Annotated in this window: 10 protein-coding genes and 1 pseudogene; 3 read left to right on the top strand and 8 right to left on the bottom strand. The window is 53.0% G+C overall.

Translation table 11 applies throughout. From position 1 onward, the window contains the following. Window positions 1-317 (bottom strand): annotated as a pseudogene (locus tag E4S58_RS16755) (transposase); the annotation flags it as partial. 191 nt (window positions 318-508) lie between these two features. Between E4S58_RS16755 and E4S58_RS18155 the strand changes: the two are divergent. Beyond that, a complete protein-coding gene (locus E4S58_RS18155; protein WP_169052707.1) occupies window positions 509-847 on the top strand; it encodes an HNH endonuclease in 339 nt (112 codons plus the stop codon). Window positions 848-1,607: 760 nt separating this feature from the next. On the opposite strand, the gene dndE is transcribed toward E4S58_RS18155, so the two are convergent. Genes dndE through dndB form a run of 4 tightly spaced genes read right to left on the bottom strand, consistent with a single transcriptional unit; the run spans window position 1,608 to window position 6,646 of the window. Then, the gene (gene dndE, locus E4S58_RS18150) at window positions 1,608-2,009 is read right to left on the bottom strand and encodes a DNA sulfur modification protein DndE (RefSeq protein WP_205965406.1); all 402 of its coding nucleotides are present in this window, start codon (window positions 2,007-2,009) and stop codon (window positions 1,608-1,610) included. Further along, on the bottom strand, window positions 2,006-4,009 hold the full coding sequence (gene dndD, locus E4S58_RS16735; RefSeq protein WP_136637578.1) for a DNA sulfur modification protein DndD: 2,004 nt from the start codon (window positions 4,007-4,009) through the stop codon (window positions 2,006-2,008). The genes dndE and dndD overlap by 4 nt, the downstream gene beginning before the upstream one ends. Next, window positions 4,006-5,571 carry a DNA phosphorothioation system sulfurtransferase DndC gene (gene dndC, locus E4S58_RS16730; RefSeq protein ID WP_136637577.1) on the bottom strand — a complete coding sequence of 522 codons (1,566 nt, stop codon included), beginning with the start codon at window positions 5,569-5,571 and terminating at the stop codon, window positions 4,006-4,008. The genes dndD and dndC overlap by 4 nt, the downstream gene beginning before the upstream one ends. After that, a complete protein-coding gene (dndB, locus tag E4S58_RS16725) occupies window positions 5,555-6,646 on the bottom strand; it encodes a DNA sulfur modification protein DndB (protein WP_136637576.1) in 1,092 nt (363 codons plus the stop codon). Before dndB ends, dndC begins: the two co-directional genes overlap by 17 nt. A gap of 140 nt (window positions 6,647-6,786) precedes the next feature. Here dndB and E4S58_RS16720 point away from each other — a divergent pair, with 140 nt between their 5' ends. Together E4S58_RS16720 and E4S58_RS16715 are read left to right on the top strand one after the other, a co-directional pair. Beyond that, the gene (locus E4S58_RS16720) at window positions 6,787-7,926 is read left to right on the top strand and encodes a cysteine desulfurase family protein (RefSeq protein ID WP_136637621.1); all 1,140 of its coding nucleotides are present in this window, start codon (window positions 6,787-6,789) and stop codon (window positions 7,924-7,926) included. 357 nt (window positions 7,927-8,283) lie between these two features. Then, window positions 8,284-9,633, top strand: coding sequence for a hypothetical protein (locus E4S58_RS16715; protein ID WP_136637575.1), 1,350 nt, complete (start codon window positions 8,284-8,286; stop codon window positions 9,631-9,633). 491 nt (window positions 9,634-10,124) lie between these two features. Here the strand turns inward: E4S58_RS16715 and E4S58_RS16710 are convergent, their stop codons facing one another. From E4S58_RS16710 to E4S58_RS17960, 3 genes are read right to left on the bottom strand one after another with little or no spacing between them, the layout of a single operon-like run. Beyond that, a complete protein-coding gene (locus E4S58_RS16710; protein WP_169052705.1) occupies window positions 10,125-10,562 on the bottom strand; it encodes a DNA phosphorothioation-associated protein 4 in 438 nt (145 codons plus the stop codon). Next, on the bottom strand, window positions 10,555-12,597 hold the full coding sequence (locus E4S58_RS16705) for an AAA family ATPase (RefSeq protein ID WP_136637573.1): 2,043 nt from the start codon (window positions 12,595-12,597) through the stop codon (window positions 10,555-10,557). Before E4S58_RS16705 ends, E4S58_RS16710 begins: the two co-directional genes overlap by 8 nt. Further along, window positions 12,594-12,770 carry a hypothetical protein gene (locus E4S58_RS17960; RefSeq protein ID WP_169052704.1) on the bottom strand — a complete coding sequence of 59 codons (177 nt, stop codon included), beginning with the start codon at window positions 12,768-12,770 and terminating at the stop codon, window positions 12,594-12,596. Before E4S58_RS17960 ends, E4S58_RS16705 begins: the two co-directional genes overlap by 4 nt. Window positions 12,771-12,777 lie beyond the last annotated feature (7 nt).

Raw genomic sequence — 12,777 nt, 5'->3', positions numbered from 1 at the left:
CAAATCGCCTTCCGGGCAATGGTCCACGGCACGCCGCCTCGAACCGGGCCTCAGAAGTTTTTTCCCAACATCTCCTTCAGCGTCGCGACGTCGAGCATCTGTTCGGCCAGCATCTTCTTCAGCTTCGCGTTCTCGGCCTCCAGCGCCTTCAGTCGGCGGGCGTCCGACACCTCCATGCCGCCATATCTCGAGCGCCACTTGTAGAAGGTCGCGTCGCTGATGTTATGCTTGCGGCACAGCTCCTTCGCGCCCAGCCCGGCCTGGTGCTCCTTCAGGATGCCAATGATCTGCTCTTCGCTGAACCGGCTTCTCTTCATCGTCTGTCTCCTCGTCTGGAGAACAGGCTAACCTCAAAACGAGGACATTTCAGGGGAGCAGGTCACGTCTTCTTGCATACCCCGAGGAACCAGAGCTCCGGAACGAAGCTATTCTTGTCTGTGAGGAGAAGATCGAGGATTGGTTTGAGAAGAAGAAATCTCGCGAGCGTGCACCCGAAGCTGGCGCATCTGTGCGATACGAAGTGCTCAAAGAAGCTGGCGGCAAGTGTCAACTATGTGGCATCGCAGCGGAAGTCCGCCCGATCGACATAGACCATATCGTCCCACGCTCAAAGGCCGACAAGCATGGGAAGGTGCGCCTGAACGGCCAACTTATAGAAGTAAATGATCGCGAGAACTTGCAGGCGCTGTGCTTTGCGTGCAATCGAGCTAAGCGCGCCAGCGACGATACGGACTTTCGACGTCGTGGGAAGCTAGTGCGTGATCAGATCCCGCAAATTATCGAAGCCTCAGGCCGGGTACCCATAATCTCGGAACTCAAGAAGCAAGCCTTGCTCGCCGCGCTCTAAGACAAGTTAAGCGAAGAACACGCCGAATTCCTTCGCGCCACGAAGGCGGCGGACAAACTCAATGAACTGGCCGACATTATTGAGGTCGCGCTGGCTTTAGCAGCTCAGTACGACGCGAACGAGGAAGAAATGCTGGCGTTAGTCCGTGAGAAGCGAAAATCACGCGGCGGCTTCTCAAAAGGCTACTACTACAAAGGCGACCACTAGGGTCGGACGCTTTCAATCCGAAACAGAAAAATCGGCCGCCTTCAAACCGCGTGGGATCAAGCGGGTGCCAGATTTGCGCATCTCAAAGATCGCACGTGCATGCTGGGGTCCAATGCTAACGTGCAGCGGCCTATCAGTTCCATAAAGGTAGAGCCGGTCAAATGGCACCGTCGTGACAAGGAAGCGGGCCACAACTATCGACGAGACCCCTGGCACTCGAAAGTCTGCCGCTTGACCAAGCCTGGGGCAGATAAATTCACCGGAAACGCGCCGTTCATGTCCCGCATGTTGATCGAGCCGTGGTGCAATCCGACCGTGTACTTTTCGAGTGAGTTTCGGACCTGCAAAACCATATGTGAGAGTAATCGATCCGAATTCCGCCTCTACCGGCTCAAGCACTTTCTTGCAAAGCTCAGCGATGGCCCGGTAGGTTTCAAGTGCCTGTGGAGCGTTTTCAATACCTGTTCTGCGCCAAGTCTCGCTGCAGTGGCACAAGTCCGCATATGTGAAATGTGCACTCGCCAACTCGTGCAGGTCGGGCAAGTCCGCCACGTCACGCCGCCGCGGGAGCGTCGACCTCGTCCAGCTTTCGGGCCAAGCCACCGATTGACCGGACGCTTCGATCCGACGCAAGGTAACCGAGCCCACGATGAAGATGCAGTCGGAACTGCTCATGGACCGTCGCCTGGTCAAGCTCTAGACCGTCTCGCAGGCAGCGTTGCTTAAGCAGAGCCAAATAAATCTCGTGATGTACGCCGCCGAAGACACGCCATGCGATTTCGACCGCTGGCTCACCCTTAAACTGGCGGGTTGGCGGCTTCGTCGGCTCCGCGAGGGACCCGCAAAGGGCCCATCGGCAAAGAACATTCCAGGTCTCGATCCCGGTATGCCGCTTCAACCTAATCAGCTGTTCGCGACCCTGTTCGTCGATCCGGACAGTTTCAATCGTTATCATGCTGCCTCCAGTCCAGCTTTGCCGACAAAGGCGTAGCCAGGCTTTACCTGGCTACCTTTGCCATCGGTGTCGTAGGTTATCGTAAAGCTTCTAGAAATATGTGGAGCCAGCTTTTGATAAAGTCGCCCGTCAATTTCTTCGTCGGTAGATAAGAGGATCACTTGTTCTCCAGCATACGGGAAGTAGCGTTCTGCAAGGCGTGTCCGATGTTGTGAATCCAATCGCCCAAGTGGCGTGTCGATCACCGTCGGGGCTGCCTGACCCGATGCTTTTGCCAAAGCCCAAAGAAGAGCAATGGCAAAAAGCTGGCGTTCTCCTGCTGAGAGCTGATCTGGGGCTACAACTTGCCCATCGCTCCCGCGCAATTCGATTGCAAATGTCTTTGGATCTATAGTTACCTCGGCGACTAGATCATCCTTCCGGAAAAGCGCTTGCAGCCCCTCAAGCATATGACTCTCAATTCGCTGAATGTGATGTTGGATAACTTGCGTCGCAAAAAGCGAGAGTGTTTGACGAACTGCGGCCGAGTGTCGAAACAACCGGCTAGCGTCTTCGCGCTGAAGTTGAAGATTGATCAGTTTTTCCAGTTTAGCCTTGTAGCGCTTTCGAACAGCCGCCGCGTCTCGATCCGCGGCGTCACGAGCCTGAATGCGCCGATCGAGCTCGATGTCAGCCTGTCGTTGCGCGCCTTCTGCGTCCGATACAGCCTTAACCAGGGGTGCAACGCTTTCAGCAGCCGGAACAGAGGCAAGCCTCCGCTCCAGGTCATCCCGTTTATCTTCCAGAGCATCGAGACGTTCGAGCAGAGCCTTCTGCGTATCAAGCGTCCTAGCACGCCCTTCGCCACAAAGTGTCGCCAGCGTCGTTCGCGCAGATGAACTCAAAAATAGATGCATTTTTTGAGACGCCGTCTGGCCCAATCGCTCACGGTCCTTCATGAAAAACGTTTTGACCTCTTGGATGAGATCATCCGCGGCACCAAAATCTTCGAACTTCGAAATCGCCAACTTATCGCGGTCAGCAAGAAGCGTCAGGAGCGCTCCGCTTGCTTCAATTTCAGTTTCCTGCTCGGACTGCTTCGCGGCCGATTGAAGAAGCTCCGGAACAAGGAGGAGCGGCGCTCCCTCCCCGGCCCAAGACCTCAGTTCCTTGCGGGCATGCTCCAACCCCTCGTCAAGTCGCGCCCGCTCTACCGTAAGCGCTTCCCGAGAAGCGAAGAGTTCGCCGCCCTCGGATTCGAGCGCCGCCTGAGCGCGCTCCAGCATTAATGCGCTCCGCTCTGCTTTCACGCGAACGCTCGCGACGCTATCATTCTCCGATCGAGCGCGTTGCTCGGCCTCCCGTAATTCGGCCTCTGCCATCGAAAGCTCTTCGCGGAGATCCACACTACCGTTGTCGCCGAGCTTTCGAGCTTCGAGCACCTCGAGGTCGACCTGCAGTCGCTCAACGATATCGAGGCCCAGTAGAGCATTGATACCTGTGCCGATGATTTCGGATGACCGGTCAAGATCAGCAAAGTGTTCGATCTTCTCGCCGTCAAAAAAGAATAGCGGTGCTATGCGTGGAGGAAGCAACTCATCGACGAAATCGTTCCACTGAGAGGTCAGGACCCGATCGAGCTTTCCATCCACTACCACCTCGAAAATCTCGCGCACACGGGCGGCCCTCGCGGACCAGGCGCGGCGAATCTCAAAGAGCTGCTCTTGACCATCCATCGTTCGTCGGAACTTCACCTTGACCTCCGCCCCATCGCCCGATGGGGCATTCCTATTAATCGCTCCCCGCAGGTAGTCTTCGTACGCGCCAGTTCCCCGTAGCTGGCCTCTTGCCAGCTTTCCGAAAAATGCAAGCTGAAGAGCTTCTAAAAATGTTGTCTTCCCAGCGCCGTTTTGCGCACCAATAAGAATGATCGGCTTTTCAGCTGACACTGGGGTCAGTTCGAACTGATGCCGCCCGCGATAGACGCCGAAATTGTGTAGTACGATTTCGTCTAAGATCATTTCGCGGCCTCCGATTTTTGACCTTCTGAAAGCTCTTCGAGTTCTCGTTGAAGTGCTTTTGCGGCAGCCTCGCCGTCATTGCCGATCTCGCCGACAGTTTCCAACAAGGCGCCAAGATCGCGTCGGCGCGCGGCGCGTTCGGTTGCGTCTTCGACGTCATTGTAGAAGCCGCGTTTGAAAGCTTCCTCTAGACGCTCGAATAGCTTCGCACGCCGACTTGACGTGCGGTAGCTTCGCTGGACCTGCAAAAGTTCACGAACCAGTTCGAAATGAATTTGATCCTCCCCCGCAGCATTTTTCAGAATTGTCATTTCCTCCGCCCCGAAAGGTTGCGTATCGTCCAGCCTTTTCGCGGCAAAGCTCCGACCTGTCGCTTCGGCATAGATCGTAGGCAAACGGTCTTCGACTTCGTACTTTTCGGCGACCCAGATCCTACGGATTTCATGGAGCTCGTCCTGGGTTACAAGTTCGATTCCGCGAACCTCCTGCGGGGCCTTGGGGTGATTGCGGACGATCTCTTGAGCGGCAAGCAATCGACGTAGCCAGTCCTCTCGCGTACCCTGTGTGTATGGACCGGGGATAGGGCGTTTGTCATTGTTGAAAATCTGCACCGTCCCGCTCATCCTGCGGAAGTCACGTTTGTCGTGGTCAGGCTCATCGAGTGCGTTACGAAGCTCTAGCAACGGAGCCATCCACTCCTTTTCTTCGTCATTCTGGATCATCGCCGACATCGACTTATCTTTTTCGACGAGTGTGCAAACCCAGCAGCCAAAACGGCTGTCACCGCAGCTCGGCGTTGACGTGTCGAGAACCACGGGACACTCAGCGTCCTGCGAAGCGCCTTGATACATGCTCAGAAGGGACTTGTTATCATGGCCCCAAGGGTTCTTTACCTGAAGCAGGAACAGCCATACGTCGTCATTCGTCCACTCCGCGATCGGACTGTAGATGAATGCATTCGGGAGCGAACTATGGGAGCTCAGGTTTTCACGGAAACGCCCCTCGTCATTCGCCGTCATGCGCGCCGCGCGAACTGAACTCTCAGCCTTGCGCGTTCCGAGAACGACGATTGCCTCACCATTCTGCTTGACCACGTCGGAAATGAAGGCATCCGCCGGACGGATCTTCATTCTCTCGGTGCACCAACGGAACTTTGGCCGTGGGGCGGGATAGCCTCGCCCGATCAAATTGACCCAAAAAGTATTCTGGACGTCGGGCGTCAGCTTGTGGGGGGATATTGGCAGACCTAACTGGGCCGCGTTTTCACCCATGACTTCATGAGAGCGGTCGACCCACGCGGCGACCACTGGATTCTCCACTAGAGTGTCGGTCGAAATGACGTGAACTGTCTTCCGACGATCTTTGGGTGCAAGCTTTGAAAGGGCCAGCCATACCAGCTGCAACACTGCTGTTGAGTCTTTGCCCCCGCTGTAGCCGATTACCCATGGGATCTGGTCCGAAAGGTACGTCTTCTGAATCTGTTCAATCGATTGGGAGAGTGTTTCCTTAAACCCCGCAGACTTAAAGATGGATTGCCTTGCTGATTTAGGTGTTTCGCTCATGGTCTCCCCGCTCAAATGCGTCCTCAATGCGCTGGTCCTCTGGTGACAGCTCAAGTCCGAGGCTTTTCTTGATGTAGTTGGATGTAAGAGTAACGTTCTGTGTTGCCTTCGAGAGACGACCATTGACTACCGCACGACCTGCCCATGTCGGACTATTCCGCGACCAGTCAATTTCTGAGAGTGCCCTCAAGCGCTTCTTCCAATCTTTCGGTGCCTCGCGCAATAGTGCCGCGCCTGCCTTGCCAAACGCCTGAAGAACCACGCCATGCGAATGAATTAGATCTTGGCGCACCTCGCCTGATGCCAGGCGGCCACGACGGACTTGGTTCCACTCCGGCAGCTGTTTCCCAACTTCTTCCCAGTAGGCCTTCGCTGTCTTAAGGCTCGCTTCCGAGTCGTCGCTCGCATCGGCCAGGAGTGCGTTGGTTGCATGATAAATCGCGCTGAACGTGAACAGTCGCCGCGAGCGCGCGGAGAGGGTGCTGCGCTCCATCTCTACCAGATCACGAAACGGCTCAGCTTCAAGAACCAGACGCCGTGTCATCTCAGCACCGGTATCGCGGTGGTCATAGAGCAGGGAGATCGAGGTTGAGGGGCGGATCGCATAACGGTTTAGGTCTGCGAACATCTGCTGAGAACGTGCCAAGCCGACATCACTGAAGAAGACGACGGCGATGCTCTCTTCGCCAAGCTTTGGGTTCAATTTCAGCGCCGCCTCAATGGCTGCCCGCCTGTGCTGTCCGTCGTTGATAATGAAGGTGCCTGCCATAGGGATCCGAAGAACCCCCAAGCGGTCGTTTTCTTGCGAAACCGGCTCGAACACAAGCTCAGCATCGACCGACGCAGTAATGGCCGAGAATACGTAGGTGTCTTCCTGCTCGGTAAGGTATCGTGTCATCTCCGGAATCCGCGCCTTGTTCAGAGTACGTTGAGAGCGTAACTCTGGGGTCAGCTCCTCCTCATCAAAGAGAAAAATCTTCGGAATCAGGCGGAGCGGGCACATTGATACGTAGTATTCGCGGCCAGCTTGAACGCCGCGAATCGCAGGAAAAGCGTAATGAAATGCGTCGTCCATGGTCCCTCACAACTTGTCCGGGTTTTGCCAAGTCACAAACAGTTTGTCAAATGGAATAACAAACAGATAACATGCAATTTGAACCGCAAGGAACAACCTGCTAACCCCTCTTGGCAGGCACACTGGAGCTGACGAAGAAGATGCCGATCTACCTAGACAACAATGCCACGACGCCCCTTGAGCCTGAAGTCCGCGAAGTCATGCTGCGCTACTTCGACTTGGAGTATGGCAACGCCGGGAGCCGCACGCATGAATTTGGCTCCCGCGCCAACAAGGCGGTGCAGCTTGCGCGAGAGCAGATCGCTACCTTAGCCAGCGCGGCCCCATCCGAGGTGATTTTTACGTCCGGAGCCACCGAGGCGAACAACCTGGCCATCCTTGGCCTTGCCGACCATGGTCGCCGGACTGGGCGGCAACACCTTGTGACCACAGCAATCGAACACAAGGCGGTCCTCGAGCCAATGAAGGTGCTGGAAAACCAAGGTTTTGAGCTGACTATCGTTGGTGTTGGGAAGTCAGGGCGTGTGTTGCCGGAGGACGTTCTTGCGGCGGTTCGGGACGACACACTGCTAGTCTCTATAATGCACGCAAACAATGAGACAGGCATTCTGCAGCCAATTGGCGAGATCGCGAGCGGTCTAAAGGACCATACCGCCTACTTTCACGTGGACGCGGTTCAAGGCTTTGGCAAGGATCTCGAAGGTCCGCGGCATGCTCGGATCGATATGCTTTCGGTCAGCGCTCACAAGTTGTTCGGCCCCAAAGGTGTAGGTGCCCTCATCGCACGGCGCAGAGGATACGAACGGCCTCCACTTAAGCCACTAATGTTTGGTGGAGGTCAGGAGCGAGCGTTAAGGCCAGGAACACTGCCCGTTCCCCTGATAGCTGGATTCGGTGCCGCAGCCGCCATTGCAATGCGGGATCACTTGTTGCGGCGGAGCGCGTCCTTCACGGAAAGACAATTAGCTCTAAAGGAGTTTGAACCTCTCAAACCCATTCTCATAGGTGATCAATCCCATGCCTTGAGCCATGTCCTGACCCTAGGGTTCATGGGCGTAGACTCCGAGGCTCTCATGCTTGCCCTGCGGGACGATGTGGCAATCTCAAGCGGGTCTGCGTGCACGTCTGCGCGGCGTGAGGCCTCTCACGTTCTGACCGCCATGGGGTTAGATCAAGAAACGATCGAATCGATCGTCCGGCTTTCGTGGAGCCACTTGCAGCCGTCAACGCCCTGGCACGAACTCGCAAAGGCGATCAGGGGTTTGAACATACTGGTATGAATCGGCTCGGGAGTTCGAGGCCCGCGACATGCTAACCTAGCCCGGTGTCCGCGAAGTCGTCAGCAGGCCATCCTGCACTTCCGAAGGCGGATCCACGGCAGGACAGCATCAAGGTTTCTTCTGTCCATGAACATAGGGTGACCCGGGTCCACACTTAGATCGCGAGTCCAAAAAATGCCCTGCACATCATTTTAAGCTATACAAGCGGATTTGGACGTGCTTAAAGACCAGCAGCCAGCCCGGACGGGGTGGCGGTAACTGAAATCTGCCGGAAGGCGGGTTGGAATGCAAAAGTAGGCTCTACAAGCGCCCCGATGCTTCGACCCGTCTCCTGCGAACTCGCAAGGAGACTTTTTTATGTCTAGCGTAATTTTGAAGATTAACGAACCAGCGCACCAGAACCACGGGCTTCGGAAGCTTTTGGGAACGGTGAACCTCTCGAGCCTTGTCGATTTGCTCACAGAGTCAAATCTCGAAGCGAATCCTCGCCTCTCGAAAACCACCAATGTCACTAAGGATATCGAGGAAAGTCTGGAAAAGCAGGGCGAGCTCTTTCACTTCATGTCGAAAGGGATGCTTATCGCAAGTAGCGACGTCGAGGAACTTGAGCGGAACCGCTTCCGATTGACGTTCGACGATCCGGAACTCGAAGGGATTCTCGACGGCGGCCATAATGCACTCGCTGTAGGTCGGTTCATCATTCGCACGGTGGTCAATGCAGTCGAAGGCGAGGAAGCAGCCGAAAATGCCGTAAAGCCAATCAAGAACTGGTCTACTTTCAAGGAACAGTGGGACGTCCTACTGCCGATGATCAAGGATAATAGGGATAAGATTCCCGAGAGCCTCATGCCAGTTGAAGTTATTTTCCCTGCCGATGGACCAGGTGGTTTCGAATTCTTCCAAGATCATATCATCGCAATTAGCGCCGCGCGAAACAACAACGCGCAACTTACAAGTGCGACCATGGCAAACCGGAAAGGCTATTACGAGGAGATTAAAGAAAATCTCGATACCGCACTCATCGATCAGGTCGAATGGAAGTCGAATGACGGTGGTCGCATAAAGGCGCCAGATCTCGTATCTCTGGCGTTGATCCCTCTGTCAAAGCTGGACAATTTTAAAGCATCGAAACGTGTTGCGCAGTCTCCGGCAGTGCTCTTTTCATCTAAAGGTCAATGTGTTGAAATTTTCAACGATCTGATGGCGGAAGATGGCGTCGTAAAGGATGTCAAAGGCAAGATTGTCGAGATCGTGGATCCTGGCGTTAAAAGCGCGCTTGCGCTGATGAAAGACATGCCACGCCTCTTCGACCTCATCTATGAGAAGGTGCCTGAGGCCTACAACGGAGCCGGTGGACGGTTCGGAAAGATCAACGAGGTGAAGAGGCCGAAAACTAGCGTCAAGTTCAAGACCCACTATTATAGGAATCCTTGTGAGTACAAATATGGCGATGGCTACATGTACCCGTTGGTGTACGGGTTGACAGCTCTGATGAAAGTAGAGGAAGGCGAAGTGAAATGGATCACAGACCCTGACGCCTTCGTCAAAGAGAACCTAGAGCGGGTAATGAAAACTTTCAATTCCATGATTTCTGGACAGAACTTTGACCCGGCAAAAGTTGGCAAAGCAAATGGCGCCTATAACGTCGCCGTCAATGAGTTAGCATCCGCCTACAAGGATGTACTTCTTAAAAGTCTCGGCTACTAAACTTGACGCGGTTGGCGCCCAGGCAATAGCTTGGGCGCCTTGCTATTTGCGACGTCATTTAAACTTGCGGGAGGCCATCACTGCAGGCAGGGCCCTTGCCGAGCGCTTAAAGTGAGAAGAGCTGGGCGGGGCTCTTGAACACCCCTTGATATAGGGTTGTCATATGGCCGTACGGGTGTTTGATTATGCAGGTTTGGGCTCGGCCTTGGCCCCTAACATGGCAAACTGCATACAAGCACGCCATAGGCTGAACTAGCACAGGAGATCAGCGCATTGCGCATCAATGCATGATAAATGCATGGGTAAATGAGTTCATTTACCAGAAGTCACAATCACAAATCGCCTTCGGGAAAAACCGCAGATGCTCCCGACGAGATCGGAGGCCGCAGACAGCCCATCACTCCGACCGAAGCCGAAAGAATCTGCTGCCTCAGGTCCAAACATGTAAATAGCGTCACTGGTTGCTGGTGAAGAGTTCAAACGAAGTGAAACTAAACCTCCGACAAGTCAGTAATTTCACTGAGGATGCTGTCATCTTTTTGCTCCTCCAGTACGAGCCTAATCAATCCATCTTCAAGATTAGCCCCCCCCTGGACTACCTCATGGTTAATGATTTCGAGTCCACCACAGGCGTATTCCTCAAAAATCCGAACTCGTTCATCACTACGTTCCGTCGCCATAATCATAGGATCGTCATCTGATGCCGAAATTCCAATTACATCGATCGTCATTTGATCGAATTCATCCCCAAAAGTCTGCATATTGATTGGCTCGGAAGTTTTATCAAATGACACACGTTTATCTCGGCTCAATCCCAAGCAAGCTGCAAACACAATAGCGTCTTTGAGCGTTGGAAAGATGTTCGTTTGCTCCTTCAGCAACCTGAGCAATTCATCGTACTGTTTGGGCCTCCGCACTCGATCAGCCATGATACCCCTCCTCAACTTTTGTATACTCATATTCTGATCCTGGCCGAGCGTAATATGAGTCCAAACCCTCACGAACTTTCGGAGCAAAATAGATTAGAGATTGATGCTTCCCGACACGCTTCTCACATTCTTCCTGAACTTCTCCGTCCCATTGTGACTTTGAAACGAACAAGATAATTTGCTGTGCCAACTCCGGAATGTGCCTCGCAATCAACGTACGATAGTCTGGGTCGAGTGCGCCAAATGGTGAGTCCATAATAATGGGAAAGACGCCACCCTTAAAAAAAGTTGAATCTTTCAAGGACTGTTCATGTGCCAAGCTCACAATGCTTGCAACAAAGCTTAAACTCGTGACTTGGCTTTCTCCAGTCGACTTTTCGTGCACAATCTGAGGACCTACACCGGGTACGTCTTTAATCACCCTAAGGCAATAATCGTCGTCAATTTCCGCTCTGTAATCCTTCTTAAGAATATTCTGGAAGGTTTGGTTTACGCGTTTGCTCAACTTCTGTTTCGTTTGTTCAGCTAGTGCATCGTGCAGTTCTTCCACAACTCGTGCAGTCTCTTCAACGACAGTGTGTCGTTTGGAGGCCAAAGCAACTTTTCCAGACTTTTCTTCCTGGTCTTTTCTTTCCTTTTGAACTTGCTCCAGCTCGGTTTTCGCCTCTTCAAGCCTTCCTCGCAGAAGCCCTCGATGCCCGACGGCGTTGTCACGGTCGATTTCGCATTGTCTCCGACGAGCTTCAAGTTGGGTGACATCTTCAAGTTCGGAATCAGAAACCTTACCACTGATTTCACTCAGGGCGCCTTCGAGTTCCTCTCTTGTGTCATCCAGACTTTTGCGGTCTGCAAGAAGACCCAAAAGCGACTGATACATGTCGTTTCGCGCCCAGCCGAACTGACCTAGAGCTCCGGATGTCCTGGTGAAAGCCTCTTCAATTCCTTCGGGTGAAGCCTTGTCTCGATACCTGTGGACATTTTGGTATGGCTCTTCGCCCTCCACCAAATCGGTGCTACAGATACAGCTCCCCTTATCAAGTAGATCGTCAATAAATTGTCTCTTGATCGCGTATGGAAGCTCACCTTTCTGACGGCGCTCCTCCAAAATTTCGCTCACATGAGGTGCTGCGTCATGCAGGAAAGCCAAGAATCCCCGGGACCCTATAACCTGCTTGATTTTTCGAGAGGCCTCCTGGAAAGCCTCCCTATTTGACGACAGACTTTCATTCAGTCGATTTCGTTCTTCTTGGAGCGCCGCCACGTCCTTGATCGATAGCAACCGCTTTTCGACCACCTGTATAGTATCTTCAAAACCGGTTATATTGTCATCTTCCGAAGTAATATCATTCTTGATTTTCTCAATTTTCTCATCCAGCAAACCTTCCTTCTCTATCAAATCCTTTAAAAGTCCGGATGCTCCTTCACTCATCTGCTTATTAAAATGTTTTCGAACACGTCCGCTCAGATGTGTGCGGCCACGCTCCATAATCTCCAAACCCATCAAATTCCGAATTGCATCTCGGATTTCATGAGAGGCACTCTCATAGGCAAGCTTTTCAATCCGTTCGCCGTTGAAAAAGAAATAGCTGTGCATTCCTTCGGGCAGAATTTGATTGATTTGCGTGCCAGGGTTCTTCGACTTTTCGAAACCACCTCCGGCCGCAATCCAGGATAACTCGAAAACATTACCACCGACTGGTTCAACACTATTGTTTCCCAGCTTCCTATACTCCTGAGATCGATCGGCTTTGTAATTTCGCCCATCGTGCTCGAATTCGACTATAACCCGCAACGAGATAACGCCGCCATCATCATAGGTTGAAATGGCATGCTCGTTTAATATATTTTTCTCACCCGTATCAAAGTCCGTCCTGCCGTAGAAACACCACTTGAAAGCGTTGAGAATTGACGTCTTTCCAGCACCATTTTCACCATGAACAACAGAAATGTTCTCATGCTCATCAACGCTAAAGCTCAACTTCTGCGAACCAACAAATTGTCGGAAATTGGTGATGTCTATCGAGGAGATCTTCAACTTTTTACCTCCTTCTCGACCAAACTAATGATACGATTGCAGATATCGCTTTCCTGGGTGGAGCTAAGCTTTCTGAAGTGCTGATACTCCCTCTCATTTTTCAGTACTTGCTCAACAATCGACCTTATCTGAGGAGTAGTTTCACTAAGGATTTCTTTTGGTGATTTGCTCATGTCATTC

The sequence above is a fragment of the Pseudooceanicola onchidii genome (assembly GCF_004959925.1).
Taxonomy (GTDB): domain Bacteria; phylum Pseudomonadota; class Alphaproteobacteria; order Rhodobacterales; family Rhodobacteraceae; genus Pseudooceanicola; species Pseudooceanicola onchidii.
This window is presented reverse-complemented; position numbering and strand designations above follow the sequence as displayed.